The sequence below is a fragment of the Brevibacterium gallinarum genome (assembly GCF_014836885.1).
GTDB lineage: Bacteria > Actinomycetota > Actinomycetes > Actinomycetales > Brevibacteriaceae > Brevibacterium > Brevibacterium gallinarum.
Genome location: NZ_JACSPY010000001.1, coordinates 183,676 through 208,951, shown reverse-complemented (window position 1 = coordinate 208,951; position 25,276 = coordinate 183,676). Strand labels below are relative to the sequence as shown.

43 protein-coding genes and 1 tRNA gene are annotated in these 25,276 nt (G+C 64.8%); 2 read left to right on the top strand and 42 right to left on the bottom strand.

Going from position 1 to position 25,276, the window contains the following annotated elements; genetic code table 11:
- Window positions 1-57 precede the first annotated feature (57 nt).
- From H9634_RS01135 to H9634_RS00950, 37 genes are all read right to left on the bottom strand, one after another.
- On the bottom strand, window positions 58-432 hold the full coding sequence (locus tag H9634_RS01135; protein ID WP_191724991.1) for a hypothetical protein: 375 nt from the start codon (window positions 430-432) through the stop codon (window positions 58-60).
- Entirely contained in the window at window positions 429-737 is a 309-nt protein-coding gene (locus tag H9634_RS01130) for a hypothetical protein (RefSeq protein WP_191724990.1), read from the bottom strand. The genes H9634_RS01135 and H9634_RS01130 overlap by 4 nt, the downstream gene beginning before the upstream one ends.
- Complete coding sequence (locus H9634_RS01125) at window positions 734-1,057, bottom strand: hypothetical protein (protein WP_225210444.1); 324 nt, start codon at window positions 1,055-1,057, stop codon at window positions 734-736. The genes H9634_RS01130 and H9634_RS01125 overlap by 4 nt, the downstream gene beginning before the upstream one ends.
- Window positions 1,058-1,078: 21 nt before the next feature.
- Window positions 1,079-1,486 carry a hypothetical protein gene (locus H9634_RS01120; RefSeq protein ID WP_191724988.1) on the bottom strand — a complete coding sequence of 136 codons (408 nt, stop codon included), beginning with the start codon at window positions 1,484-1,486 and terminating at the stop codon, window positions 1,079-1,081.
- Window positions 1,487-1,521: 35 nt separating this feature from the next.
- The gene (locus H9634_RS01115; RefSeq protein ID WP_191724987.1) at window positions 1,522-1,830 is read right to left on the bottom strand and encodes a hypothetical protein; all 309 of its coding nucleotides are present in this window, start codon (window positions 1,828-1,830) and stop codon (window positions 1,522-1,524) included.
- Window positions 1,827-2,741, bottom strand: coding sequence for a phage major capsid protein (locus H9634_RS01110; RefSeq protein ID WP_191724986.1), 915 nt, complete (start codon window positions 2,739-2,741; stop codon window positions 1,827-1,829). The genes H9634_RS01115 and H9634_RS01110 overlap by 4 nt, the downstream gene beginning before the upstream one ends.
- Before the next feature lie 15 nt (window positions 2,742-2,756).
- A complete protein-coding gene (locus H9634_RS01105) occupies window positions 2,757-3,116 on the bottom strand; it encodes a capsid cement protein (protein ID WP_191724985.1) in 360 nt (119 codons plus the stop codon).
- Between the two features lie 2 nt (window positions 3,117-3,118).
- Window positions 3,119-4,369, bottom strand: a complete 1,251-nt coding sequence (locus H9634_RS01100) for a head maturation protease, ClpP-related (RefSeq protein ID WP_191724984.1) — start codon at window positions 4,367-4,369, stop codon at window positions 3,119-3,121.
- Window positions 4,347-5,633 (bottom strand): phage portal protein family protein, encoded by a 1,287-nt coding sequence (locus H9634_RS01095; RefSeq protein WP_191724983.1) that lies wholly within the window; start codon window positions 5,631-5,633, stop codon window positions 4,347-4,349. Before H9634_RS01095 ends, H9634_RS01100 begins: the two co-directional genes overlap by 23 nt.
- Window positions 5,634-5,653: 20 nt before the next feature.
- Window positions 5,654-7,312 (bottom strand): terminase, encoded by a 1,659-nt coding sequence (locus H9634_RS01090; RefSeq protein WP_191724982.1) that lies wholly within the window; start codon window positions 7,310-7,312, stop codon window positions 5,654-5,656.
- Window positions 7,296-7,913: a P27 family phage terminase small subunit gene (locus H9634_RS01085; RefSeq protein ID WP_191724981.1), complete on the bottom strand. Its 618-nt coding sequence runs from the start codon at window positions 7,911-7,913 to the stop codon at window positions 7,296-7,298. The genes H9634_RS01090 and H9634_RS01085 overlap by 17 nt, the downstream gene beginning before the upstream one ends.
- A gap of 10 nt (window positions 7,914-7,923) precedes the next feature.
- Entirely contained in the window at window positions 7,924-8,565 is a 642-nt protein-coding gene (locus H9634_RS01080; protein WP_191724980.1) for a hypothetical protein, read from the bottom strand.
- A 646-nt stretch (window positions 8,566-9,211) separates the two neighbouring features.
- Complete coding sequence (locus H9634_RS01070) at window positions 9,212-9,427, bottom strand: helix-turn-helix domain-containing protein (RefSeq protein WP_191724978.1); 216 nt, start codon at window positions 9,425-9,427, stop codon at window positions 9,212-9,214.
- Between the two features lies 1 nt (window position 9,428).
- Window positions 9,429-10,052: a hypothetical protein gene (locus H9634_RS01065; protein ID WP_191724977.1), complete on the bottom strand. Its 624-nt coding sequence runs from the start codon at window positions 10,050-10,052 to the stop codon at window positions 9,429-9,431.
- Window positions 10,053-10,180: 128 nt separating this feature from the next.
- A complete protein-coding gene (locus H9634_RS01060) occupies window positions 10,181-10,504 on the bottom strand; it encodes a VRR-NUC domain-containing protein (protein ID WP_191724976.1) in 324 nt (107 codons plus the stop codon).
- Window positions 10,501-11,739, bottom strand: a complete 1,239-nt coding sequence (locus H9634_RS01055; protein WP_191724975.1) for a hypothetical protein — start codon at window positions 11,737-11,739, stop codon at window positions 10,501-10,503. The genes H9634_RS01060 and H9634_RS01055 overlap by 4 nt, the downstream gene beginning before the upstream one ends.
- A gap of 36 nt (window positions 11,740-11,775) precedes the next feature.
- Complete coding sequence (locus tag H9634_RS01050; RefSeq protein ID WP_191724974.1) at window positions 11,776-11,949, bottom strand: hypothetical protein; 174 nt, start codon at window positions 11,947-11,949, stop codon at window positions 11,776-11,778.
- Window positions 11,942-12,181, bottom strand: a complete 240-nt coding sequence (locus tag H9634_RS01045) for a hypothetical protein (protein WP_191724973.1) — start codon at window positions 12,179-12,181, stop codon at window positions 11,942-11,944. The genes H9634_RS01050 and H9634_RS01045 overlap by 8 nt, the downstream gene beginning before the upstream one ends.
- A complete protein-coding gene (locus H9634_RS01040; protein WP_191724972.1) occupies window positions 12,174-12,419 on the bottom strand; it encodes a hypothetical protein in 246 nt (81 codons plus the stop codon). Before H9634_RS01040 ends, H9634_RS01045 begins: the two co-directional genes overlap by 8 nt.
- Window positions 12,416-12,712: a hypothetical protein gene (locus H9634_RS01035; RefSeq protein ID WP_191724971.1), complete on the bottom strand. Its 297-nt coding sequence runs from the start codon at window positions 12,710-12,712 to the stop codon at window positions 12,416-12,418. Before H9634_RS01035 ends, H9634_RS01040 begins: the two co-directional genes overlap by 4 nt.
- A gap of 378 nt (window positions 12,713-13,090) precedes the next feature.
- Window positions 13,091-13,348, bottom strand: a complete 258-nt coding sequence (locus H9634_RS01030; RefSeq protein WP_191724970.1) for a hypothetical protein — start codon at window positions 13,346-13,348, stop codon at window positions 13,091-13,093.
- A gap of 176 nt (window positions 13,349-13,524) precedes the next feature.
- Window positions 13,525-14,043, bottom strand: coding sequence for a hypothetical protein (locus tag H9634_RS01025; RefSeq protein WP_191724969.1), 519 nt, complete (start codon window positions 14,041-14,043; stop codon window positions 13,525-13,527).
- Window positions 14,036-14,527 carry a hypothetical protein gene (locus tag H9634_RS01020; RefSeq protein ID WP_191724968.1) on the bottom strand — a complete coding sequence of 164 codons (492 nt, stop codon included), beginning with the start codon at window positions 14,525-14,527 and terminating at the stop codon, window positions 14,036-14,038. The genes H9634_RS01025 and H9634_RS01020 overlap by 8 nt, the downstream gene beginning before the upstream one ends.
- Before the next feature lie 26 nt (window positions 14,528-14,553).
- On the bottom strand, window positions 14,554-15,405 hold the full coding sequence (locus H9634_RS01015) for a hypothetical protein (protein WP_191724967.1): 852 nt from the start codon (window positions 15,403-15,405) through the stop codon (window positions 14,554-14,556).
- Window position 15,406: 1 nt separating this feature from the next.
- A complete protein-coding gene (locus H9634_RS01010; RefSeq protein WP_191724966.1) occupies window positions 15,407-15,748 on the bottom strand; it encodes a hypothetical protein in 342 nt (113 codons plus the stop codon).
- Complete coding sequence (locus H9634_RS01005) at window positions 15,748-16,005, bottom strand: hypothetical protein (protein WP_225210443.1); 258 nt, start codon at window positions 16,003-16,005, stop codon at window positions 15,748-15,750. Before H9634_RS01005 ends, H9634_RS01010 begins: the two co-directional genes overlap by 1 nt.
- Window positions 15,998-16,144: a hypothetical protein gene (locus H9634_RS01000; protein WP_191724964.1), complete on the bottom strand. Its 147-nt coding sequence runs from the start codon at window positions 16,142-16,144 to the stop codon at window positions 15,998-16,000. The genes H9634_RS01005 and H9634_RS01000 overlap by 8 nt, the downstream gene beginning before the upstream one ends.
- Window positions 16,141-16,968: a hypothetical protein gene (locus H9634_RS00995; protein WP_191724963.1), complete on the bottom strand. Its 828-nt coding sequence runs from the start codon at window positions 16,966-16,968 to the stop codon at window positions 16,141-16,143. Before H9634_RS00995 ends, H9634_RS01000 begins: the two co-directional genes overlap by 4 nt.
- The gene (locus tag H9634_RS00990; RefSeq protein ID WP_191724962.1) at window positions 16,965-17,537 is read right to left on the bottom strand and encodes a hypothetical protein; all 573 of its coding nucleotides are present in this window, start codon (window positions 17,535-17,537) and stop codon (window positions 16,965-16,967) included. Before H9634_RS00990 ends, H9634_RS00995 begins: the two co-directional genes overlap by 4 nt.
- Window positions 17,534-17,686 carry a hypothetical protein gene (locus tag H9634_RS00985; RefSeq protein WP_191724961.1) on the bottom strand — a complete coding sequence of 51 codons (153 nt, stop codon included), beginning with the start codon at window positions 17,684-17,686 and terminating at the stop codon, window positions 17,534-17,536. The genes H9634_RS00990 and H9634_RS00985 overlap by 4 nt, the downstream gene beginning before the upstream one ends.
- Before the next feature lie 26 nt (window positions 17,687-17,712).
- Window positions 17,713-18,039: a hypothetical protein gene (locus H9634_RS00980; RefSeq protein WP_191724960.1), complete on the bottom strand. Its 327-nt coding sequence runs from the start codon at window positions 18,037-18,039 to the stop codon at window positions 17,713-17,715.
- Entirely contained in the window at window positions 18,036-20,939 is a 2,904-nt protein-coding gene (locus H9634_RS00975; RefSeq protein ID WP_225210442.1) for a DEAD/DEAH box helicase, read from the bottom strand. The genes H9634_RS00980 and H9634_RS00975 overlap by 4 nt, the downstream gene beginning before the upstream one ends.
- The gene (locus H9634_RS00970) at window positions 20,936-21,211 is read right to left on the bottom strand and encodes a hypothetical protein (RefSeq protein WP_191724959.1); all 276 of its coding nucleotides are present in this window, start codon (window positions 21,209-21,211) and stop codon (window positions 20,936-20,938) included. Before H9634_RS00970 ends, H9634_RS00975 begins: the two co-directional genes overlap by 4 nt.
- Entirely contained in the window at window positions 21,208-21,453 is a 246-nt protein-coding gene (locus H9634_RS00965) for a hypothetical protein (protein ID WP_191724958.1), read from the bottom strand. Before H9634_RS00965 ends, H9634_RS00970 begins: the two co-directional genes overlap by 4 nt.
- Window positions 21,450-21,680: a hypothetical protein gene (locus H9634_RS00960; RefSeq protein ID WP_191724957.1), complete on the bottom strand. Its 231-nt coding sequence runs from the start codon at window positions 21,678-21,680 to the stop codon at window positions 21,450-21,452. The genes H9634_RS00965 and H9634_RS00960 overlap by 4 nt, the downstream gene beginning before the upstream one ends.
- A gap of 132 nt (window positions 21,681-21,812) precedes the next feature.
- Window positions 21,813-22,118: a hypothetical protein gene (locus H9634_RS00955; protein ID WP_191724956.1), complete on the bottom strand. Its 306-nt coding sequence runs from the start codon at window positions 22,116-22,118 to the stop codon at window positions 21,813-21,815.
- Window positions 22,118-22,660, bottom strand: coding sequence for a hypothetical protein (locus H9634_RS00950; protein WP_191724955.1), 543 nt, complete (start codon window positions 22,658-22,660; stop codon window positions 22,118-22,120). Before H9634_RS00950 ends, H9634_RS00955 begins: the two co-directional genes overlap by 1 nt.
- A 92-nt stretch (window positions 22,661-22,752) precedes the next feature.
- Between H9634_RS00950 and H9634_RS00945 the strand changes: the two genes are divergently transcribed.
- Complete coding sequence (locus H9634_RS00945; RefSeq protein WP_191724954.1) at window positions 22,753-23,079, top strand: hypothetical protein; 327 nt, start codon at window positions 22,753-22,755, stop codon at window positions 23,077-23,079.
- A gap of 47 nt (window positions 23,080-23,126) precedes the next feature.
- On the opposite strand, the gene H9634_RS00940 is transcribed toward H9634_RS00945, so the two are convergent.
- Window positions 23,127-23,738 (bottom strand): hypothetical protein, encoded by a 612-nt coding sequence (locus tag H9634_RS00940; RefSeq protein WP_191724953.1) that lies wholly within the window; start codon window positions 23,736-23,738, stop codon window positions 23,127-23,129.
- Entirely contained in the window at window positions 23,735-24,010 is a 276-nt protein-coding gene (locus H9634_RS00935) for a helix-turn-helix domain-containing protein (RefSeq protein ID WP_191724952.1), read from the bottom strand. The genes H9634_RS00940 and H9634_RS00935 overlap by 4 nt, the downstream gene beginning before the upstream one ends.
- Window positions 24,011-24,144: 134 nt before the next feature.
- Here H9634_RS00935 and H9634_RS00930 point away from each other — a divergent pair, with 134 nt between their 5' ends.
- Window positions 24,145-24,477: a helix-turn-helix domain-containing protein gene (locus H9634_RS00930; RefSeq protein ID WP_191724951.1), complete on the top strand. Its 333-nt coding sequence runs from the start codon at window positions 24,145-24,147 to the stop codon at window positions 24,475-24,477.
- Here the strand turns inward: H9634_RS00930 and H9634_RS00925 are convergent.
- The 3 genes from H9634_RS00925 to H9634_RS00915 all read right to left on the bottom strand — a co-directional run bounded on the left by H9634_RS00925 (window position 24,443) and on the right by H9634_RS00915 (window position 25,210).
- Window positions 24,443-24,515, bottom strand: a tRNA-Lys gene (locus H9634_RS00925). The genes H9634_RS00930 and H9634_RS00925 overlap by 35 nt on opposite strands.
- 84 nt (window positions 24,516-24,599) lie before the next feature.
- The gene (locus tag H9634_RS00920; protein ID WP_165882415.1) at window positions 24,600-24,893 is read right to left on the bottom strand and encodes a GroES family chaperonin; all 294 of its coding nucleotides are present in this window, start codon (window positions 24,891-24,893) and stop codon (window positions 24,600-24,602) included.
- Window positions 24,894-24,925: 32 nt separating this feature from the next.
- The gene (locus tag H9634_RS00915) at window positions 24,926-25,210 is read right to left on the bottom strand and encodes a DUF3618 domain-containing protein (protein WP_102161613.1); all 285 of its coding nucleotides are present in this window, start codon (window positions 25,208-25,210) and stop codon (window positions 24,926-24,928) included.
- Between the last annotated feature and the right edge of the window lie 66 nt (window positions 25,211-25,276).

Genomic DNA, 25,276 nt, shown 5'->3' with positions numbered 1-25,276 from the left:
CGGGAACAAGAAACGCACCCGAACCCTTCGGGTGCGTCAGAGATCAGTGAGCGGATATCAGACAGGGCGAGTGTCGACGTCAACGGTGAAAATGAACCGCTCGACACCGGACAGCTGGTAGGGCAGCTCCCGCGGCTTCTGCCGGATCCTCACCATGTCCAGCAGCCCATGCGACGTGGAGTGAGCTTGGTCGCACAGATGCGAGATCAGCACGGTCGTGAGATCGCGGGCATCCGAACGTCTGGAGTGGTAGACCTCAAACTCGGCCTGCACGGTCGACAACACGTCCGGACCCGGGATCTCAGCGGTGATCAGCACCACCGGCATCGCACCCTGCTCGAAGCCGGGCTGCAACCGCGTGACCACCTGCTCAGTCGGCACGAGCTGCTCCGTGAGCTCGGCGAGCGCCCGCTCAACGTCAGGGTGGATCATGTGATCTTCGCTCCTTCGATCTGGGCGATCGCCCGATACAGAGTGCGGTTGCGGGTGCCGAAGATCCGCTCGACGGCGGAGTCGTTGATCAGCAGCGCACCGGCACGCGGTTCGCCGCGGACCGTGACCGTGTCTGGTTCGACGCGGAAGCCGGCCCGATACTCGCCAACTAGCCGTGAAGGCCCGTCAAGAGGAACGCGCAGCGCCCACTGCCGACCATGCTCGGCAGCTCGCTGGCAGAGCTTCGACATCTCCTTCGAGTTGCCGAGCTCACGCAGCCCACGCCGATCCGGCACGTACCTCATCCCGACCTCCGTTTCACGGTGACGATCGCGCCTGGCGACCACCCGGTGAAAGGGTTCCGCCAATCAGCGATCTCGCCAACGACGTGCCAGTTCTCCACCCCGTCGGAATACGGGGCCGGGAGCCGGAACTCGTCGGTATGCCGCACATCGGTGCCGGCCGGCACACTGATCGAGAATCCGGTCGTTACCGAATGCCGAAACTCGGAATCCTCATCGGACTGCGTCGGCGCGATCGAGCAGCCATCGATCCTCGTCGTCGTTTCCGGCAGCCGGTCACCCCACCGATCGACACCACCAGCACGCACCCGCACCACAGACACTGGATCACCGAAACGCACGGTTCAGCCCTCCCAGCCGAACAGACGGTCGAACGCCGGCGCCGGCGGGAACGCGAACGCCGGACCGTGCTTCGCATGCGCATCGACGGCGAACACATCACGCATCCACTGTTCGAACGTCATCGGCAGATCCGCCGACGACGCCGGCAGCGTCACCGACTCCGAGAACGGGCCGGCCTGCTGCTGCCACGACCGCGCACCAGCCACGGGCTTCGGCACGATCGACATCACGAGCGCGACCACCACATCGGCGACGTCATCCGCAGTCAGACGGTCGCCAGGATCGGCGATCCGCTCATCAACGTCCGGGTAGGTGCGACGCACCAGCCGGGACGCCCGGCCGAGGTAGTAGTCGGCGCGATTCTTCTCGACCTCGGAGAGCGGACGCCACGCCGCGGCGATCTGCTCCACAGTCGCCAGATGCTCCATAGCGCCCGCCCCCTCAGTCACTTCTTGCGATCGGCCTTGCCGTCACCGTCCGACTCGCCGGACGACTCGCCGGACGACTGCTCACCAGCCGACTCCGGCTCGGTCGCGGGCTCCTGCTTCTCACCGACAAGCTTCTTCGCCTGCGCTGCAGTCAGCTTGCGGATGATCTTGCGCTTGACCAGGCGGTCGAGGTCACCCTCGGGCACACCCTGCGGCACAACTTCACCAGCCCGGAGGATCCGAGCCACCTGATTGCCGCTGGCAGGACCGACGGAGACCTTCGCGAACTTCGCGAGCACCACATGCACATCAGCCACGATGATCACGCCCCCGTTCCGGTCACCGTGATCCCGGCCAGCGGGTTCGTCACGATCGGCACATGGGCGTTGCGCGCCTGAATGCGGGTCTTGTCCGCCTTCACGTCACGGATCGAGGCGATCTCGACACCGGTGTCGCCGCCGACCGGCCGGTACTCCGGCGACGGGATCTTCTCCCGGGCGATACCGCCGAGGCGCTTCCGGTCCGCGAACAGCGGATCGGTGAAGCCGTCATCGTCAGCCGCCACCCAGGTGAAGCCGCCGATGGTCGGGAAGTCGCCGGTGAGCGCAGTCCGGTCAGAGTCCGGCAGCACGTCGAGCAGGTCCGGGATGACCTCGGCGTACTGTTCACCGTTGAGCACCACGGTGTCGATCGAGTAACCGAGCTTGAGCGCCCGGATCTTCGCCCGCACCCGCAGCGCGTCACGCAGCACCTGCTTGCCGTTCGACCACGTAGCACCCGCGGCCATCGTTTGCGACACAGACGACTGGATGACACCAATCGCCATCTCATCGGACTCGAAAGTCAGCTCCGTCTGGAAGAACTGCATCGCATCATCGAGCGGCTGCCTGGCTGACCGGCCGACCTCCTCATCGGTGATCTCAGTCGCGATGCCCTCCTTCGAGGCGGTGTAGATCTCGTACTCTTCGCGCGAGAGTGTCGTCAGCTGATACTCAGCACCCGGCGCAACCGTCGCGGCCCGTCGGTCCGTGCGGATCTTCTCGTTCTTCGGCACCGCGATCGCGCCGCCCTGCAGCGTGTACCGACCCTGCAGCAGGAACAGCCCGAGGAACTGCTGCGCGGTCAGGATCTCACCCAGCCGCCGCGCCAGCAGCGTCGGCGACTTGATGAACGTCAGCACCTCATTCGCTGTCGCCTCCGAAAGCTGATTCGGAGTCAGCGGATACGTTCTCGTCATGGCAGATGTCCTTTCTCAGACCTGGATAAACGGCACCAGCTCGCCCGCATCGGCAGAGGCGAGCGCGATGCCGTGGACGGTTCCGGTGTCGTTTTTCGCGACGGTATCGGCGCCAGCGACCTTGAGGCTGTCACCGCGGGTGACAGCTCCGGACGCCTTCGCTTCATGGATGGGCTTGCCGATTTCGACGGTGACACGGTCACCGATCTCGGCGTCATGGCCGGCCTGTCCGATGACAGCTCCGGTGCCGGTTGCGGGCTTGACGGACCAGTCGGTGCCGCCGAGCTCGCAGAAGTTCCCGGCCTTGACCGCTTCGGTGACCGAGAAAGTCACCGTGTGGCCGGGCCGGTAGAGGGGCAGATAGTTCGCGGCCATGGTCAGGCCTCCTTCGTGTAGAGCTTGGCGTAGGTCAGGTCTTCATCCGTTGACTCGTCGATCCCGCCGGTGAACCCTGCCGGGGTCGTCGGGATCGTGCCTGGGGCGAGCGCGTCGAGGACATCGGCGGCGCCGGCATCGGCGGCGAGCTGGGCGAGCCAGTGATCGCGGCGAGCTGGCGGGATCTTGCCGTCCGCGATCGCGGCATCGACGCGCTGTTCGCGCGCTTCGACCTCGCGTGCCTGCCGGATCGCGGCGAGCTCTCCAGATTCGCGGCGCAACCGGTCATGCTCGGCGGAGTCGAGCAGGACGGTTCCGTCCGGGATCGATGCGGCCGGCTGGTCGTCGGCGCGCTCCTTGAGCGCTTCGTCGAGTGCGGCGAGCGCGGTCTCTTCGGTCAGGTCGGTGCCGGCCGGGATTCCGAGCCGGTTGCCGATCTCCTGCAGCAGTGTGTCCGACATGGAGTCTGCTCCTTTCTCGTTGATTTCCACCGGTTCGGCCGGAGGCTGTTTGGCCGCGATCACCGCGGCGGCGAGGTGGTTCTTGTAGGTCTCACCCGGCACGGGGCGAGCGCCCTTTGTCGGTGAGTTCGTCGGGATGAACGGCTCCGGCGCAGCGTCGCGGCCGGCGTGAGCGAACATTGACAGGTCGAAGCTGGCCTTCGCGGCGGCTTCGTCTTCGTCGTGATCCTCATCGACCCGGTCGGCGAGCTTCGCGGTGACCGCTTCGTCGGCGGTGTACCAGTTCTCTTCGCGCATCGCATCCCGCCACTGCGCGGCATCGACTCCGGTGCGCGCCGCGTAGATGTCGGCGATCGAGTCTGATGCTTTGTTCAGCATGGACGCGGTGTCTGCCATGTCCGAGGCGTTGCCGAGGCAGAAGCCCCACGCGTCGTGGATCATCATGGTCGCGCCGCGGTTCATCACGACAGTGTCGGCGGCTTGGACGATGAACGACGCTGCAGAGGCGGCGATTCCGTCAACGACGGCATGGACCTTCGCCTTGTGGCGGCGCAACGCGTTGTAGATCGCGATCCCGTCGAAGACGTCACCGCCGGGCGAGTTGACGTAGAGGTTGATCGTGTCGACGTCGAGGTTCCGCAGCTGGTCCACGAACGAGCGCGCATCCACGCCGAACCAGCCGCCGATCGCCTCGTAGAGGTACACGTCGGCACGTTTCTTGCCCTTCGAGGTCTGCGCAGAGAGCGCATACCAGTCAGGGACATCGGCGTTAACCGGCAGTCTGCGATGCATTCTCGGTCTCCTTCGTCGTTCGTTCACGAGCGGTCGACGGGTCCAGCTCAGGCAGCCCGTATACGGTGCGGATGTAGGTTTCGAGATCGTCGTCAGCGGTGAGCGCACCGCAGTCGATCAGCGCCCGGATTGCTTCGGCGGTGACCGGGTGCCTGGAGCCGATCTCATCGAAAACGACTCGCGGCGCCGGCACCTCCGGGCCGAAGTTGATGTCGACCAGGTCTTCTACGATGTGCTGAGTCGCGACGTCGGCAATCTGGTTGGCGACGGTCTGCAGAGAAAGCGTGAAAAACTCCGCGAACGTGGAACCCAGCGCCCACGACCCGGTCTCTGTGCCGAGGTTCAGGAAGTGCGCGAGCACCGCGCGGGCGATCTGCTCGTCGTAGTAGCGGATCGGCTTGTCTGCGTCGGGTAGCGTGCCCTTCACACCCAGCAGCTCAACACTCGCGGTGTTCGCGATCGATGCGCCCGCCTGATTGCCCGACCGGAACGACCTCGCGAGCTTAAGCCCGCTGTCGATCTCCTTGCGCTGCCACGCTTCGAGCTCATCGCCGTGCAGACGCTCCGGGGGCTCCGGTGACTTATAGACCGGCACACCCATTCCGTTGCGGTCCAGAGTCTGAGCCTGCAGCCGCAGCACCCGGTCCTTGAGGATCCAATATTTGTACGCCGGCCGCAGCAATGACGCGCCCAGCCAGTTCCCGCCCTCACGGTCGTTGACATAGGCCACGAGCCGGTCTACACCCATCCGGGCGCGTTTCGCACCGACACCATCCTGCTCGATCGCGACCAGGCCGCCATCGGCAGCGACTTCGATGTGCTTGATAGTGCGCGGTGGCCGCCATCCGAGCTTCCGCAGATGGTAGCGGCCACCCTGGTAGCGGTAGGTCTGTTCGAAGAACGAGTGCCCGAACGGCAACATCAGCAGCGCCAACCGCAGATGCTCCTGCCACGAGAACCGGTCCCGCGTCCGCGCCGGCGGCGCCGTCCTAGCGACCCCGGCCAACGGCAGGTTCAGGTTTTCGGCCACGAACTGCGCCACCTCATCCGAGGCGCCGTTCTGATCGATGCGCCACTCCGTGCGACGGATCGGCAGTGTCACCGCCCGCAGCACCGAGATCACCTGCGCATCCTGGCGGCGCATCGTGTCATAGACCGCGACGTTCAGCGGCCACTTCAGCTCCGGGGTCGTCTCATCGTCATCAAGCTGCCAATACGAGAAACCCGGCACTGCATAGCCGGCCTCTGCTTCGAGGGACGCCATCCGACCTCCCTCCGGTCAGCTCAGAACCCGATCGATCCCAGATCGTCGGTCACGAAATCGTCAATGTCATACGGCAACGCCTCGGCGAGCGCTTTCGGCGGTGGAGGTGGTGGCTTCGGTTCGAGTCGATGCCGCAGCAGCAGCCACAGCGCGCCCTCGAACGCGACCAGCGGCGATGCGTCGACCGGTGACTTGGTGCGGTTGATGACGAAGCCGTCCTGCAGCTGCTTGAGCACGGCGGTCGCCGCGGCGATGTCGAGCACCGGCTGCGGGTTGTGGCGCACAATCTCGTCACGCACCGCATCCGAGGTGATGCCGTGCGCGGCCATGAGATCTCCACCAGCCCATTCCACGACCGGGATCGTGAAGTCGGGATCGTCGGCGAGCGCTTTGATCGTGTCGGAGATCGGTGCGCCGTTCTTCTGGCCGGTGACCTCGTCGATGCGGTCTCGGCGTTTGTCGTCCATCATCCAGGGTTTGACCCAGTCGATGCCGCGGCGCTTCGCGACGATCTCGACCTGCGGCTGTCCGTCTTCTCGGTAGCCGGCGAAGGCGATGTAGGTCATGGAGCGGTCGCCTGACATGTCGATGCATGCCCTGACTGGCCCGACGATTGAGTTGCCGGGGGCGATCTGCACGTTTCCGTCCTCGTCCTCGACGGTCTCGTTGAGGCCCTTCTCCCAGGATCCGGGAGGGAACGGCCCTTCGAGCGTGCCGTCGGACCATTGGCAGAGCACCTCGGTGCGGAACACCCACTCAGGATCAGTCCGGCACGCGGAGGCGATGTTGCGCTCGGGGATGCCGTTCGGGTGATTCATCGACGGATTCGCCTGCGCCCACCCGGCACGGTCTCGGACATCGCAGTCTGGCTTCGCTGACCACTCGAACAGTCCGAGAGTGTCCTCGTCCTGCGCGAAGTCCTCCACGTCGAGGTCGACATCGTCGTCCTCTTCGAGGAGCTCATCGACATCTACCTGCGCCGGGCCTTGGATCTCAGCGTCACGGCAGATGCCGTCCGGGTCGCCGATCGCCTTGTGCGCCATGAGCCGCAGATACCGCAGCACGATCGACGTCACGTCGCCGGCGTTCGACAGCGCCAACACCAGGGAGAGGGTCTGCGCCATGGTCGTCTTGGTGATAGCGCCCCACGCGTCCCACGACTGATGCTCACGCAGCTCATCGAGCAAGATCAGATTGCCGGACAGCCCGCGGCCAGCTTTCCGGTTCGCGGCCTTGACCTTGTAGCGGGACCCGTTGACGAGCTTGAGCGACTTCTTTCCGTTGACACGGAACACCTGCCCGACGAGCTCCTTGAGCTCGTCATCCTCTTCGAGCAGCTCGACCGCACCCTCCCACACCTCTTCAGCGAGGTCGAGATCTTGCGCGGTGCCGAGGATGAGCGGCCAGCCCCAGCGCATCATGAACCACAACGCCAGCACCTGCGACAGCGTCGACTTGCCGTTCTGGCGGGCGACGAGCACCACGACCGTTGCGAAACGCAGCGTGCCGTCGGTGCGCAGTTCGAGCATGTGGATCAGCAGCCACTTCTGCCACGGGAACAGCTCGACCTCGAGGATGTCGCGAGCGAACTCTATGACGTCGTAACCGAGCGAGGTCTCCGGTGTCAGCTCCCGTAACGGTGGCGTGTATACGCGCGGAGCTTCAAGCCCCAGACGCACTCAGACCACCCTGCAGCGCGGCGAGCTTGCTCTTCTTGCTCTTCGCTTCGTCATCGGACTTCTCTGGCACCGGCACCGATGCCGGCGTGATCTGCAGCGCCTCGCACGCCTTCAGATACGTGGGGATCGTGCCGAACGACGCCTTCTGCAGCTCCTCGATCCCGGCGCGCTGCGCCTCATCGATCAGCCACGCCAGCGTCTTCACCGCTGCGACCGGGCCCGCATATTCGTCCTTGCCGACCAGGTGCTTGGCACTCGTGACCGACTTGACCGTCTCGTCATACATCGGCCCGGCGCGACGGCGAGCAGGCACCGGCGGCTGGAACTTCGCGCCCCACTTCCGCACCTCGTTCTGCGCGTCCTTCGCGATGCCCAGCGCCGGGTGTGGCACCGGCCGGCCCTTCTCGTCAGCGACGACCAGCCCCTCGGCGCCGATGCGGCGCTGGGCATCACGCAGAATCGACACCTGGTAGCAGAACGCTTCCAAGGTCGGGCCGATGATCCTCGCCGGCTTCGGATGCGCGGCGATGACCTCGTTCCAGACCTCGGCGACCGACTCGGGGAGGTGATCCGGTGCGCTCCAATCGCTCACGCGGATCACCTCCTGCCGGTCATGTGCCCATCTGCACTCCGTGCCCCATCGACACCTGGGATGCCGGCAGAATGCCCGGCATGCCCGTTAGCTCAGGCCGCGACTTCGTCACGAAGTCCGGCGTTTCCTCTTCAAAGATCGTGTCCACGAGCTCAAGCATCCAGGTCGCGAAGTCCTCGTCGTCGGTGACTTCCAGCGACTCCAGGCGCGGATTCTCGTTCAGGTTCATCGACGTGCGCACCACGACGTTCCAGTCGTCGTTGGTGATGACCGCGAACTTCGCGTGCGTGCGGGTCGTGCGGATCGCGTCAGGACCGAACAGCTGCAACAGCTGCTGGGCGTAGCCGGGCTGCCGCTGCGGGAACGAGCAGTCCACGATGAACCGCAGCGACCGGAACCGCTTGTCGTGCAGCAGCTCGGCGGAACGGCGAAGATCTGCAGAAGCGGCCGTCCACGTCGCGAGTGCGACATCGGCCGGCCCGGTCTTGTCGAGGATCGCCATGATCGCGTCCATCATCGAGAACTGCCCGAACGTCAGCACATACGTCTCAAGCCCGCGATCGAAGTCGGCGAGCGCGGTAGCAGCGTTGGTGACCTTCGAGATCCGCGGCCGGCGGCGGCGGGTTTTCCTGGTGTGGGACTCGGCAGTAGTGTGTGCCATATCGACTCCTAGATAGTCGGTCATGCTCCCGGGCGGTGCCAGCCGTCGCGGGAGTCTCTTTGTACCCACTATTTTACCAGGTCAGACCGCTTATCTGGCGCGAAAACCAGAGATTCAAAACCACCCCCCGGTCGGAACCTCGGGGGAGAGAGGAAGGTAAGCAGCCCGGACCTTCCGACGATGCCGACTCAGATTTTTTCGCACCCCGGTACCACCGATCGGCACCACCGAGACCACCCACACCGGCACCGGCACTACCACTCCTGCGATGTCAACCCGATACCCAGCGACCGCTGCCCCGTACCCTCAGACTTGTTGCAGTCCAAGTGGGCCGGCATCCAGTTGCTCGGATCCCACCGCAACTCCGGGAACATCTTCTGCGACCGCACGTGCTGCACCGAGCACGACTGCGGATGCGGATAGGTCAGGTCATAGTCGATCGACTGATCACAGATAACACACGGCGCGGACTCATGCCGGCCGATCGCCTTCACGCGCTTCAACGCGTCAGCTGCACGGCGACCAGCCCACGGCGGATTCGATCGACCGTCAGACATGACAGTCACCCCCGAGATGCCGACACGAAAGCGGACCAGACCCGAACAGGGTGCAATGATCCGCTACGCGAAGCGTAACACACAAGTGGTCAAAGCTCATCGGCTTTGATCCCAGCTCGGCGCGCCCGCCGCATCCTCGCCTCGACCTGCAGCAGCTGCTTGCGGTTGATCCGATGCTGGAACGTGACCAGCCTGCCGTCCTTGACCCACCGTCGGATCGTGCGAGCAGACCGGCCCGTCAGCTCTGCAGCCTCACCGTATGTCACCCACCTGCCGGCCAGGTCATCGGCGTTGTACGTCCTCACCTCAGCTCACCCGCTTCCTGTGCTTCTGCTCGAACTCCACCAGCTTGGTCAGGCGGTGCAGGTCTGACTCGGGTGCGACATATCCGCACGAGTGACATTCGACGGTGACCGGCCAGCCGACATCCGGCGGCGGCGTCCACCACATATCCATCAGGTCGCAGTCCCGGCACGGCGTACCCGGCAGATGCCGAGCCCGCTCAGCCTCAGGCCACCGCCGCCGGATCCGGCCGACGAGCTCATGCAACTCCGGCGCGACCTCGGCGATGTCCGGCTGCGAAGCCAGCTCATCGAGATAGTCACGCCACCACGACACCAGCCTGGCGACCGCGGCGCCGGCCTCATCTGGTGACAGCTGCGACGGCAGACCATGCACAACCGCGCCCGCACGCCACACCACCTCAGGCGTCGGCGGCATTGGACGATCCAGCACCCCAGCCATAGCGCTGCCTGCCGACAGCAGCAACGCGAACAGCTCATCAGCCGCATCGATCGCCGCAAGATCCAGCGGCGCCGGCGGGTACAGCTTCCCTCCCGAGACCTTCGAGTCATCACCCGACGGGCCCGGGATCATCGCCGAGCGCACCTGCAACACCAGCTCGGCACACCCGGCTAAGTCGCGGTTCAACCACGACCAGTGCCTGCCACACAGCCGACCCCGCTCGACCGGACGGCCACGGCACCCACCGCACCCCGGATCTTCACACTCGACACGGTGCCGCCCCATCTGCACACAGTCCGGCCACTCACACTCGATCATGGTCCCCTCAGCTCCCGCTCGATCACACCCGACAGCAAGTTCGCCGGCTTCCACACACCAGCGTCGATGCCGGCGACCTGCAGCGCCCGCAACCACGTCTGCTGCGCCGGAGTCACCACACCGTTCGACGCCTTGAGCTCCCGGAAGATGACCCGGTCACGGACCATCACCAGGTCCGGGAACCCAGGAGCCGAACGCCGGGAGTCGAACGTGTGATACACCAGCCAGCCCAGCCGGTGAGCCAGCGCTACGACATGGTTCTGAAACTGCTTCTCTGACATCGCCTCAGCTTGAAGCCGGCGATACTCCTCAGCTTTCATCTCCGTCTTCTCCTTCGATGCTTGCCCTCAGCACGGTGGGACGGCACGCGCCCTGCGGGCGCGGCCTGCCGTCCCGTCCCGTCCCGCGCCAAGCCGTCCCGGCCAGACCCTGCCCGACCCGACCCGTCCCGTCCCGTCCCGGCATTTCTAGATTCTGTAGGCACCCGATCTGCTGGTTTCTGCTGGAACCTGCTGGTTTCTGCTGGAACCCGTTGGTGTTCCGTCTTCCCACCTGGTGGTGCGGATCCCGCGGGGTCCTCGCCCGGCTGGCTACCGGCAGTGTCCCGCGGACCGGGATCCGTGCACTCGTCTGCGGGGCCAACCTCGTGGGTGATGCCCGGCGGACCAGACGAGTGCGGTGCCTCCGCGGGGTCCTCGCCCGGCTGGCTGCCGGCAGTGTCCCGCGGACCGGAGGCAGTAGCGCCCGCGGGGTCACACTCCGGCTGGCTGCCGGATAGTCCCTCGGACCGGGCGTGTGTGGCCGGCGGGGTCTGCTCTGCCCGGGTGGCAGGCGTCCCTCGGTCCCGGCCTGGTGGGACTCGCCCAGCTTTCACGTCTGGCTCGCTGGATGCGGGCAGGGTGATGTTGTGGGCGATGACGTAGTCGTGCTCTGCCAGCCATTCGCGTGTCCGTGGCTTGTAGTACGGCTTGGCGGGTGGTGGCATCAGCTGCTTCTCGCGGTGCGCGCGCGGCGAGTCGAGCAGTGCACTGTTGCATCGGGTGCAGGCGACAACCATGTCGTCGGGCGATTTCACGTCCCGGACGAGATGGTCGTAAGTGCCGCCCTTCTGACCGCGGCGGGCCAGGAAGTTCACGACCAGGCCGCAATAGCGGCAGGCATCGCCATCGCGGAGGCGCACGGGGATCGTGAGCTCGGGATTCGCATTGTCGGCCTTGCGCTGCCGCTCCCATTCGATTTCCTCTTTCGATCTCATATGAATGAAGCCGTCGTCCTCGAGAAGCTTGTAGGCGACCTTGCCGTCGACCTCGACCTCGACCCAATAGCCGGCGGCCGTGGCGATGTCGATGAGCTCGACCCGGGTAGGGCCAGCCAAGGCGAGCGCGGTGCCGCGCGAGACGACGTAGTCGGTGAGGTGGGCGGCGGACTGCTCGGCGCAGCGGTTGATGAACCCGTACACCTCGTTGAGCAGTCGGTCGTCACAGCGCGGATCCTCCAGGACAGCCAGCACTGCAGGATGGTGCGCCGACGTGTCACCTTTACGGATCCAAGGCATTCTCGTAGTCCTCGTTTCATCGGAACGTTTCTTCGTCTAGTGCGTTTTGATCTGCTTGATCTGCTGCCGGAAGCCGGCTTCGACACGTATCCGCGTCCCGTCCGGCAGCTGCAATGCGTAGGCCTCGGCAACGAATGCTGCGAGCTCTTCGAGAGTCATGCCCTCCCGTTTGTCGACGGCATCACTCGTCAGCGTGATCGATCTATCCATCGCCGTTGTCTCCCTGCCTGACACGCTCGATGATCCGGATGTACGCGATCTGGTCCCCCTTGACCGCCACGACATCGCCGCCCAGCTCGGGGATGCCCAGCCACGAGATCTCGGAGATCCTGTTCGCGAAGTCGATCATCGGTGCCGCCTCATCGCCTTTCAGCCATTTCGAGCGCAGCATCTCCCCACTCACCAAGCGCACCTCAGCACGCACAGCCTCCGGCTCACTCACTCTGGATCACCACCGCGTCGAACCGTGGCAGGGCGGGGTCGGCGGTCTCGATGTCCTCGTAGCGCCCACTCCACCAGTGGAGCTCCTTCTCGCGCTCCCCCTTGTCGGCAACTCGCACTATCTTGGTGCCGGTAGCTGCGTCGTAGTCTTCCTCGTACCCGTACACGAGAACCGGCACGTCGCCGGCACTGGCGAGCACGGCTTCAAGCTCGGTGATAAGTTTGCTGACTGTCTTCATTCTTGGTCTCCTGTCGCTGCTGTGAGTGCGGCGCGGGCTAGGGCAAGGCTGAAGCCCCGGCAGTAGGGGCAGTCGTCGTAGTACCCCGGCTCGTGCGCCCCGTCCATGCATGTCCATCCGGCCCTGTTGAGCACTCTGGCCGCCCGCTCGACAGTCTCATCGGACAGCAGGGCCTCCCGCTGCCAGGCCGCGCCCTGCCGGAGCAGCTCATCGGCGTGGAGGGCGTACCAGTCACTGTCGCGACGGTCTCTGCGCTCAGCCTCCGCCGTCGCCAGCTCATCCCAAGTGCTCATTGTTCGTCTCCTTCCAGGGCGGCCTCGACAGCTAGCGCGGTCAAACACGTGTACGGCTGCTCGCACTCTGCGCATACGGTGCCTCCGTAGCCCCGCACCGGGCGATGCAGCTCCATGACTGCCCGTAGCGCGGTGACAGCTTGCGGGAGCCGGGTGCGGGACTCGGCAATGAACGTCAGATTTTCGTCAGTCCCTCCTGTCCAGCCCTGGGAGTCGAAGCCGTCAGCGGCGACATAAGCTCCGATGATCTGCTCGACCCCAGGTCGGGTAGGCCATACGCCCCGTGTCTCGCCTCTTTGATCCCGGTCAGCCTCCCACGGCCCTTCGGTGGCCTGGTCTGCGAGTCGCTGGGACTCGTTCAGCCACTCCATAATCCGGTCACTCATCGTCGATCACCTCGCCCTCCACCTCGGGCACCTGCACCAGCTCGGCAGGCACGTCCACGAGCACCCGCAGATCATCGAACGCCTCGGCGGGCAGCTGTAGCCGCAGCTTCACGAGGCGCACGTCCGGGTCGGTGATCGTCGGTGGCTGCTGAGTTAAGCGCACAACCTTCGCTCCGACCACCTGGTCGTAGTCGTTGCGCTGGGCCTGCACATGCAGCCAGCACTGAGCCGTTAGCTTCTGCTCACTCATCGTCTTGCTCCTCTGTTAGACCCATTGGTCTGCCGTGCTCATCCCAGATGTGGGCACAGCCCTGGCACCGGTAGATGAGCCGGTCACCGACGATCTGATCGCCCTCGTAGTGGGCTGGGTCGAGAGTCAGGCTGGCGGTGCCGTCACAGTCGCTGATCGTGCACGGATACGAGCACTCACTCATCATCGTCTGTCACCACCCTCACGCCGTACTCGGCCAGCGCCTCCGCGTATCTGCGTAGCGCTACCGGCGACCCGGCCTCCTCGGGCAGTGCATCCTCTAGCGCTTGTGCCAGGTCGGCTACCGGGTCAGGCTCCGGTGCGGGCGGACGGTAGACAATCCGGTGATGCATGCCGATCATCCTCCCGTCGCTGTTGACATACAGCCTCGGATGAGGTGCCCCAGCGCAGGCGATTGTCACCATGCCCTCCGTGGCAACCTCGCCCGGCACCGGCATATCGCCGTGCTTGCAGGCGCGCTTCAGCGCCTCCGGGCTGTAAGGCTCGGCGTAGACGGGGATGCGCCGCCTCTCGACCATGCCCCTAGCGCTGGCCCACTCGTGTTTGTCTGGGTTGTACCACAGGTGTCTGCCGTCCGCGGAGCGCACCCAACACTGACCGAACCCCGACGCGCTCGGGTCAATTGCGAACTCCGCCTGCTCGAAATCCTTGGCGGTATACGTGTACTCACTCATCGTCTTGTCCTTTCAGATGGTCTGCGATCTTCTGCAGGAGGGTGTCGGAGTACCACTCGGCCCAATCTCCGTCCTCGTCATCAGCCCATGCAGTGACCTCGTCGGCCAGCTCCTTCGGGATCAGCACAGCCTCGGTGAAGTCCGACAGGTCGCTGTCGGCGGCGACGGAGTCTTCACCCCCGCTGTCGTAGATGTCCCACAGCCCATATGCGTCGCGCCGCACGATGCGGCGCTTACCCAGATACGTCGCCCAGCCGAGGGTGTTCGGATCCGTGGGCAGTGGCGGGGCGGGGCGTTCGATCAGCTCCACATTCCAGCTTTCCTTCGCGAAGACCTGGACAAGGAACAGCTCAATCTCACTGTTGCGCCTGGATAAGCGCACCACCTCCCGCACCATCTCCTCATAGCCCGGAGTCCCCGGCTCACCTCTCGTGATCCGCACAATGTCACCGAACGTGAACTCGGTATCGACGTCCTCACTCATCGTCATCTCCCCTTTTCACTGCGTTGTCATGCCAGCAAGCCGATGGAATCGGCCCACCGATTGTGGACGTCCTTGAGCTCGACAGCCTGCTCACTGTCCGGGTCGATCACGATCGGCATCAACAAGCCCAGGAACCGCTCCCCGCAGGTCAGCAACAGCACGTTCGACCGGGCGGTCGGTTCAAGGACGATCCGACCACCGTGAGCCGCCGCAGACTTCGAGAACAGCCCGACAAAGTGACCCGCCATGTCGAGACGGCCCGGCACCTTCGGTTTCGTATCCAGTGCCTGCGCGAACAGGCCGGGCAGCCGGCCGAGCGGCTTCGAATGCGGCAGCGCCGGCACCTCGTAGCGCTTCCCCGTCCACAGCCCGGACACGTCGAGAAACGCCACCGTCGCCGGCGAGACAGGCTCCTCGACGTCGGCAGGCTTGTCCGTGTGCTCATCGGTGAACTCAACACCCGCGGCCTTAAGTGGCTCCCGCAGCTCCTCGTCCACCTCCTTCGGTGCGATCATCCGATATTCGTTGAGGTCCTCGGCGCCCATCGACACATTGCCCTTCGCGGTCTCCCGCACCTCGATCCTCAGCACGTCCGACTCCTCAGCCGACTCCGACTTCCGCGCCTTGAACAGCGCCAGAACCTCCTTGACCGCCTGCAACGGCAGAGTGATCGAATCCTCCCGCGGATCCCCGGTCAGCCACTCGGCATCGAGCACCGACGCCGACGACAGCGCGGCCGTGTACCGGTTCGTCGCCACCGCCACCGCCTCGCAGTCGGTGAACATCAGCCGCACCGCCGCAAGCTCCGGCACAGCGCCGGCCTTATCGACGTGCGGGATCACCGATTCCAGTGCTTTACGCAGCTCATCGGTCGCCACATCAACACTCCACATGCCGAAACCACTCCCCCTCGCGTTCGTCCTGCTGCCCGGTGTCCCCGTTGAACCCGGCCTCATACTCAATGACCTGACCGGTCTCCCGGTCCCAGAAGCTCAGACGATCGCCGACCTCGATCTCGTCAGGGACCACGTACTCGAGCTCGACACCCTTCCGCGCGGCGATCAGCGCGCCAGCATCGGACGCCGACGCCGCCAGATTCGCCAGCATCTCCAGCTCGGCGAGGTCACGCGCATGCCGCTTCCTCTCGCTCAATCGGCCATTAGCGAACCCTGCCGCGAACCAGATCGCGGCCAGGACCAGCGTCACGATGAACTCGCCCATCACGCGCTCACCGCCCCCGCTGCGGCCGGCGGCACCCGCCGCCACAGCGCATCCTCCGGCACCCACACCTCACGGTCATCACCGAGCTCCAGATACGCGCCCTCGATCAGCCACTCCCCCGACAACGCGAACCCTCCCGTCGGCGCGATCCCCGTCAGCTCACCAGTCGCGATCGGCTCACCCTCCGGCGATGCCACGTCGATCACCGCGCCCAGCTCAGCCAGCCGCATATACCGCACCTGCTGCCACTCAAACACCACGACCACCCCCACGACGACGGCGAGCGCGGCGGGCTTCGCGGCGTTCGGTGCGGTAGAGGGCTCGGATGGTGATTGCGGTGGCGGCTCGTTCGAGGATCGCGGCGATCTCGTTGAGCACGCGGTTCAGTGCGTTCATGGTGTGTCCTCGGTGATGTTGGTGAGTGTTCTGTCGATGTCGGTGCGGCACATTTCGAGCTGACGTTTGACGGATTGGAGTTTGTCCAGGGCTCGTTGCTCGGTTTTGATGCGCTCTAGGGTTTCGCGCGCGGTGCGGGCCGAGACGCCGCGGTTGTAGTCGTATCCCGTGAGTTCGCATCCGAGCAGCTCTTCGAGTTCGGCGAGCGCCGCTAGTCGGTTGCGTTCTTGATAGGTGAGTCGGTCATGTTCGGTGTCGCGGCGGTAGTGCTCTTCGAGGCGCTTGCGCTGGGCGTCGGTGATGCGGTCGACGCGTTCGATCAATTCTTCGTATGCGAGGGTGTCGAGGCGTGCCATGAGTGAGCGCACCGCCCACCATGCTGGCGCGTGTTCGTCGGACTTCACGTGGGCCTTGACCTTGATGGTCATGCGTTTGCCGTTCTTCCGGGCGGGTGGGAGCATGAGCCCCCAGCCCTCCGGTAGCTCTTCGACGGGCACGACGTCGGTTGATGGTGCGACGATGTACCAGGCGTGACAGGCGTCTGCCCATGCGTCGGCTTTGTCGGTCTGGGCGAGTTCGGCGCGCCAGTCGGAGCGTGAGATCTTGACCTCGTGCCCGATGAGGATCCGCCCGGATGCGCTGGTGAATCCGGCGTAGAGCGCGTCGCAGCGCCTGCTGCCTGGTCCGCCCCATGACCCGTTCATCCCGACTTCGGCTGCGAACACTCCGCCTGGCCGTATGTAGGGTTTTGAGCTTTCAGGGATGTAGTGGCGGCGCAGCATGTCGACCATCGCGCCGGCCGTGAGTTTGCCGTTGCTCGTCATGTGGTTCCTCCTGGGGCTGGTAGGTCACGCCACCGGATCAGTCGCATGGACTCTCCGGTGCGGATTTCGACACCGGTCTTGGTGCATTGGTAGGACACGCCGTCTCGGATGCCGCCGAGGCGTCGTTCGGCGTGCTGTCGCTGTGTAGCAGGGTCTCGGAGGTCTCCGGCGCCGGGTGCGCCCATAAGCAGCTGCCGCAGGAGCACCCAATCCTGCAGCTGTTCGTCTGCGAGGACGCGGCCCAGCAGGGCGTCGGATACGCCGTCTTGTTTCGCGGCGAGGATCACCGCCAAAACATCTTGGTATTTCGTCCATGCGACCGTCTTGTGCGCCGGTGACAGACGGATGAGGAGCAGCTCGAGGCTGATCTTCTGTGATGCGCACGCGCCAGGTATCGGCGATGGCGGGTAGGGCTCCCGGTGAGCCGGTAGCGTTTCGGCCTCACTGCGTTCGAACCGTGAACCGCAGTGCGGGCACCACCATCCCGGCGTGGTGTCGAGGCCATAGGACTCGTCGATCAGGTCGAGCAGATCGACCTGATCGTCCTGCGCGCAGGTGAGCTTGGTCATGCCGCACCGTCCCGTATCTCAGCGAGCGCAGCCTGTCCCTCAGCCGTGGTGAGCCACGCGAGCTCCTCGGCGGTCCACGCGGCACGGCGGCGCGACGAGTTCTTGAGCTTCGTGCAGTAGATGCAGACCTCGACCTTCTCGCGTTCCACGATGACTCCGCAGTGATTGCATCGCATCAGCACGGCGGTTCACTCCCGGCGTTCTCGAAGTGGTCGACCGCGCGATCGACCTCGGCGGCGATTAGCTGCTCGGTGATCAGCGCGTGCCGGTCTCGCTCAGCGGCCAGCAGCCGCGCCCGCCGCCTCGTCGTGAACATCAGAAACGACGTCACAGCGATCGCTCCGCGTTCCAGCTCCACGCCTCGGGCCTCCGCGGCATAGTACGCAAGCCCATGCGTGGCGAACTCCGCTTTGAACCCCGTCACGGGATCCGTGACGACCCAACTTGCGACGCCGTGGCACTCACAGACGCGGCGACGGATCCTGATCTTGTCTCGGTTCATGATGCGATCCCTTCCAGATCGAACAGGCCGGGCATGTCGTGCTTTCTCTCCTCGGCCTCGAGATACTTCACGCCGTCGAGGAAATAGCCGGTGTTGAGCTCGGCGGCACGGCCACGCCGGCCGGCGCGCAACGCCCTGACTGGCACGGTCATCAGCCCACCAAACGGGTCGAACACGAGATCGCCGGGATTCGAAAACCGCTCGATAAGCCGATCCACGATGTCGAACTGCAGCGGACACACGTGCATCTGCAAGCTGCGCCGCGCCTGCTCCCCATTGAGGGTGCGCATCCGGTTGACGTCGTGCCACACCTCGGGGTGCCACGACCCGGGAGCCAGCGACATGAACGTCGCCGGCAGCGCGCCCTTCCCGTCGAGGGCCTCACCGATCGTGATGTGCGACTCGTAGTCATACACCTGCCGCAGCGTCTGCTCCGTGAACGTGCGCGACAGCTGCTCAGGCGGCAGGGAGGCGAGCTCGTCGGTGGTGAGGTTCCGCTGTCCCGAGGACCGCCAGAACGCGTGCGCATCGACCTGCCACCGTGCCCGCGAATACTCGGCCTTGGCTTTCGTGACCGGTACGTCGGCGTAGCCCTTCGTCCGATCCGTCTGCGGCTTATGGAACAGCAGAATGTACTCCGGCGACCCGGCGCCCATCTTCGTCGCGTCCTTGCACTGCTCCGACCAACCCAGCCGGTACGTCTGGTTGTTCTCCCGCACCACATCGGTCACGACAGTGATCATGCCCATGTAGTCGAAGCCATGCCTGAGCCCGTGCATGATCGCCTCAGCATGGAACGGCGACGACGTCGGCACACCCGCCCCGGTGACGTTGCCGAACAAGATCCGGTCCTTGACGTGGCAGGCGTAGATCCGGCCCGGCTGCAGGACCCGCAGCAGCTCCGGCGTCAGATAGTCCATCTGCGACCAGAAGTGCGCATTGTCGTCCGTGTGCCCGAAATCGTTGTAGGACGGGGTGTACTCGTAGTGATTGCTGAACGGGATCGAGGTCACGATCAGATCGACCTCGCCGTCGCCGATTCGCCGCACTTCGTCCACGCAGTCGTTGTTCGCGACCTCCCAGCCCTCACCGGCAGCGACGATCCTCTCGACACCCATCGCCCGGGTCAGCTCCGCAGCGATCGCATCCGAATCCAGACCATACTCACGGATCACATCAGACATCCTGCTCTTCAACTCCCTGTCCTTCGCCCACTTCTCCCGCAGCTCACGCACCACCCCAATCTCAGAGTTCGCGTGGATCAGATGCACGTGACATGCCCGCGTCTGCCCGTACCGATGGATCCGGTGCACCGCCTGGATCGTGTCGTTGAATTTGTAGGTCACGCCGAGAAACACGGCGCGGTTGCACTGCTGCAGGTTCATGCCCTGCCCGAGCATCACGGGCTTGCCGATCAGCACGGTCGTCTCCCGTGCTTTCCACTCAATCAGCCGACGCTCCACCTCATCGGCCGACAGCGAGCCCCTGATCGACGAGAACGAGATCCCAGCCGCCTGCAACGCCGCTTCGATCGCATCCTGCTCGTCATTGAGATCGCACCAGACGATCACCTGCTCACCCGAGTCGAACGGCGACGTCTCCGCCGTGACGATGCGCATCGCCTCGGAGACCCGCTTGTCGATCGACAGCCGCTTCTCCCGCGCCGCCTCCTTGAGCCCAAGATCCGCCGACCGGAAGATGAAGCCCTGCCCATCCCGGTCCGTCGTCTCGTCGGCCAGCGAGATCTCGACCTCCCGGAAGTCGATGCGCAGCTCCGGCAGGTCATAGCCCGTCACATCGCAGCCGAGGTCGGCCGGTGACTGCACGAAACACGCCCAGGTGTTGAGCCACAGATAGAACTCGCGCTCCTTGTGCGGATACAACGTCAGGTTGTTCGCCTTCGTCGAGTCCCGCTGGAAAAACCGCGTGAGCGCCTGCCCGGTGTCCATCACACCGAGGTAGCCGGCGTAGTGGATGAGCTCCTTGTATCGGTTCGGCGATGGCGTCGCCGTCGCAACGAACCGGAACCGCACGTCATCGAACAGGGTCAGGAACGCCTGGTAGGTCTTCGACCCGAAGCTGCGCAGCACGCTCGCCTCGTCCAGCGACACGGCCGTGAACAGTGCGGGATCGAGCTTCCCGTCGCGCACTGACTCGTAGTTCGTCAGATACACGCCGGCGAACTCCGAGTCGACCTCGGCGCTCCTGCGGATGAACCGCGTCTCTACGTCGACCTTGCCGGCATCGGCAGCGAACTCGATCCGCACGCCCAGCGGGCACACGACGAGCACCGGCCCGCCCTCCCGCTCGCGAATCTGCCGCAGGGCTTCGAGCTGCATGATCGACTTGCCCATCCCGAACGCCGCGAAAATCGCACGCCGGCCACCGGCCAGCGCCCACTGCACCATCAGCCGCTGATGCTCTTTGAGCGCCGGGTGCAGGTCATCGAGCTCGACACGGAACCCATGCTGAGCCGAGACCGCGACCTTGCGCCGCAGGAACTCCTCATAGCTCACCGACTCGCCCGGCTCGACCTCGAGGTCGACGTCGACCTCCGGCTCATCCCCGGCCGTCAACCACTTCTCATCGATGACCCTGTAGCGCCACATCGGCTTGCCCTGATTCCGGCCACCGCGGTCACGGTTCACCGTCGTATCTAGCCGTTCGATGACCTTCGCGTGCCGCAGCGCCACGTACCTGGCGCCCACGACCTGCGGAGTCACCAACAGCCCGTCCGGGCCTGTCAGCTCCTCACGCACGAGATTCGGATCGAGCACCCCGTCATGAGCGCGAGCAACCGAGCGCATCGCGGCTTCGACACGCTTCTGGTCCTCACCGTGGACGTGCGTCGAGACGTTCACCGCGCCGATCACCGCATCACGCTGACCACGCACACTCATGCCCCGTCACCGCCGACCTTGCTCGACACCTCGGCGATCAGCTCATCGAGCATCCCGAGACGATCCCGCAACAACGCGACATCCATCGCCACGACGTTGAACTCGCCGAGCTCATACCGGAACCGCACGCCGGCCTCGATCGCCTTCTTCAACCGCGCCAACCGCTCCTCAAGCTCCTTCTCACGCAGCCCCAGCGTCTGCGCGTCATACCGGTGCTGCGCTTCCAGCACACGCACCGATATCGCACGCTCATGCAGATCACGCACCGTCATGACGACACCTCCGCAACATCACCCGGCACCTCACCCGACGCCGCCAGCGCCGAGCGCGCCGCACGCACCTCGATCAGCCGCGACACCCGATACAGCGCCTCCGTCAACTGCAGATGCAGGTTCTGCACGCAAGCACCGTCCTCGACTCCGGCCAGCAGCTCCGCTACAGCGGTCTGCGCCTCATCCCGGCGCGGCCCCAGCAACTCCTCCATCCGGGTCATCAGCTCCGCACGCTCCGTCATCGCGACCCCTCACTCACGTCCCACGCCGACACCGCCAACGCCGTCAACACCACGACCGCCGAGACGAGCCCGAGGCCGTTCAGCGTCGCCGTCAGCGCAAACGACAGGAAGTAGCCGACCAAGCCGAGCACGGCCACCGGCATCACCAGACACCAGAACCGCCTCATCGCATACCGCTCCCGATCGCGTACTGGCTCATCGCCCATAAGTTCGTCTAGAATGTCCATCAGATCCTGATCCGATCTACTCAGCGGCCCAGCCCCCACAGCTGGGCCGTTTCCATTTGCTTGCACATCTGATTGAGGTGCCCGGCCGACGACGGAACCCACCGCGGCGCCGGCCGGGACCTCGCGCCACACTCAACCCGGCGACCGGGGAGTCGCGGCGCCACCCCACCCCGACGGCGAGCGCTTCCCCTGCAGCTCGCGCCCATCGGACGGGGATCCTCGTGGATCGTCCCGGCACGGGACGATGAGGTAGTCGTTACGGACGGGGAACTCGTCGCCGAGCTCGTCGCGGACGCGGGAAAACCCTTGCGGCGCGTCGCGGTTCGCACGGCACGGCTTCATCGCACGGCCACGGTCAGCCAGTGAACGGTGCGGACCGAGATACTCGACAGGCACGCGGCTGCCGAAGCCGTCGAGCAGATAGACGGTGGTGGTCATCACTGCTCACCGCCCTGCTGGCGACGCTTCCTGAGCCACTCTCGCAGCTGCTCGAACTCGTCAGCGTTGAGCACCGTGAAGCCCTTGCGGGCCCCTCCCTCAGTAGGCTGAGGGTCACCAACACACTCACCTACCGAGGGAGAAGAATCATGAGTTACAGCAGCGCTGCCCACAACGCCGACGCGGCCAAGCTTGCCGCTAAACGAGCTGGTACGCTCGCCGACCGGAACGACCTGCAGAGTGCGGTCTCCGAGATCGCCGCGTCCCTGGCGCAGATCTCCACCGCGATCGCTCAGATCGCCAGGGAGCTCGACTACCGCCAGTGACAGGCCGAGCGTGTCCAGATCACTGCACACGCGCGCGATGCTCTTCAGGACAGCGCTCACGTTCCAGACCTCGCCTACCGGCACGAACAGCTGTTGACCGGTCGCTGATGCTGTCATCACCACGCCGATATGCCCGTCGCGGTCGTCGATGCTGAACTCGACGCTCGAATCACCGTTCAGTGTGCCGATGTTCGGATTGATACTCGGCGCACTCATGACGCCACCTCCCGGCCACCGCGGCCCTTGCGGGCCCCTCCCTCAGTAGGCTTGTGACTGCAACAACACCCACCTACCGAGGGAGAAGAATCATGACCGCACGAATGATCGTTCGTCACGGAGACCGCGAGTGGTATTGGCAGTCTGAGGACGACATGCTCATATTCGCGATCGACCGGGCGTTTCGCTACAGGCTCACCGCTGGAGACACCGTCTACTTCTCCGCAGTCGGCGCCCCGGTTAGCGGCCGATCTGCAGCCACATTGATCATTCCCCCGTCTGCATACGTCTCGTTCAGCTATACGAACCTCGACGGCAGCGAGATCGATGCGGTGATGGCCCGAGTCGCCGAGCTTGTTGACCGAGACGGCGGGGTCACACTCGACCACGAGGACAAGCTCGTTGACGACGGGCGATGACTGATTCGCATCGGCGAAAGCGTCCTTCGGCCACGCGATAAACGGGCTCATGACGCCACCTCCCGGTCATCGCGGCCCTTGCGGGCCCCTCCCTCGGTAGGCTGGTGACTGCAACCACACCCACCGACTGAGGGAGAAGAATCATGACCGGACTCGCGCTGTTGACCATCGGCGACGTTTCTATTCGGATGAACATCGAGGCGTACTTTGAGCTCGACTTCATCATTCGAGAGAACGAACGCTTCGGAGACGGCGTTCTCGTCGTCGGCGAGACCGATGCGGGAGGTGTTGCCAGTCTCTGGGTCGGCCCCAACGTTGACTACGACCTCACTGCCGTCGAGACTGATCCGAGCGTCCCACCCCGCGTCCCGCAGGACCAGCGGTGGTTCATCGAAGATGTCCTCCTCGATATTCGGCGCAAGGACCGCACCGCTGTTGCCGACGTATCCGGGGACGAGCTTGTCCTTAGCGACGAGTGAGCGGATAGTTTGCCGCGCTTGCTCTAGCTCACGGCCTGCGAGCTTCGACCGCTCGATCGCGGCCTCGCCCATTCGCGTCTCCTCAATGAGCCGAGCCGACAGGTGTGCGATCGTCGCCTCCAGCGCTTCGATATCGCGATACCTCAGCGGCAGGTCTGAGTTTGGGAACTTCAATGTCATGACGCCACCTCCCGGTCGGCATCGTCCGGGCGAGCGCCACCGGCGACATCATTCGTGGATACGCCGATGAGCGTCATCATCGGAACGTCGAGGTACCGAGCGATCAGATCGAGTTCGATCACGTCGAACTGAATCTCACCGCGGATGCGCCGCGAGACCGCGTTAGCGGATCTGTGAAGCAGTACGCAGAGGTCCTGCTGAGTCTTACCGCGCCGGGCTAGCTCTGCACGGACGTTGCGTCCGATCTGCTTCCCGAGTTCATTCGTGTTCATGTAGAGCACATTAGTTATCGCTCAGCGGTAATGCAAGCATCCGAGAGTCCATCAGCGTGTCCGCGTGTCGTTTCGCGTTCACTGAGTAACGTCTTTAGCTGGACTTTTACCGCTGAGCGGTATAGAATGAACGCATGAGCGCAGAACTGAAAGTGATACAGGGCGAGCGTACTGAGACGCTGACCGAAGCGACCGCGCGACGGTTCCGTGAGCAGCTCGCCGGCCGAAACATCACTCGCCGGGACGTTGCCCGGGCAATCGGCAAGTCGGATCCGTGGATCGGCCGGCGGGCTGCAGGTCAGCTCCCATTCGACACGGATGAGCTTCAAGCAATCGAGAATGCCACTGGCATCAGTGCCGCCTACCTGCTGACAGGCGTGAATGAAGAAAGCCGCCGTCCGGTTGGACCGGACGGCGGCTCTTCGGGAGTCGTACACCCCCCGGGACTCGAACCCGGAACCCACTGATTAAGAGTCAGTTGCTCTACCAATTGAGCTAGAGGTGCGAACGAGAAATAACTCTACACATCCGGCGGCCGCTTGCAAAATCAGATTCGAGCCTCAGCGCCGAATGTGGTGAGGTTCACGCACTAGAGGTACAGGCCGGTCGATTCCGCGGCTCCCTGCTCGGAGATCGCATGGACGTCCCGCTCCCGCAGCAGCATGTACGTGGTGGCCTCGAGCTCGACCTCAGCACGCTCCTCAGGGTCGAAGAGCACGGTGTCTCCCAGCTGCACCTGTCGGACATGCGGCCCGGCTGCCACGACGCTGCCCCATGCCAGCCGCTTGCCCACCTCGGCGGTGGCGGGGATGACGATGCCGGCAGCCGAGGTGCGCTCACCGAGCTCCGCGTCCGGCTCGACGAGGAGCCGGTCGTGGAGCATGCGAATGGGAAGAGACGATGTCTGGCCCACGTTCAGCGCTTGGCCCGCAGGACAAGCAGGGTGACCAGCGCGGCCGAGGCGAGCACGGCACCGCCGATGAGAGCGACGCGGTCGGCCTTGACCGAACCGTCATCGTTGATGACGACGGACTTGGCGTTGTCGGTGGCGCGGCGGGTCAGCGCCTTCGGGTGCACCCGGCCGACGAACTCATCGATATTGGCAGCCAGCCGCTGTTCGCGCAGTCGGATCGACTCTTCGAGCTGGGACTTGTTGGCGCTGTCGACGGTGACGTCGGAGGTGTAGACATTGCTGCTCATCAGGATGCTTCCTCACTCACGAAGGGGCTGGCGTGCAGGAGACCGGCAGGTGCCCAGACAGTGGCG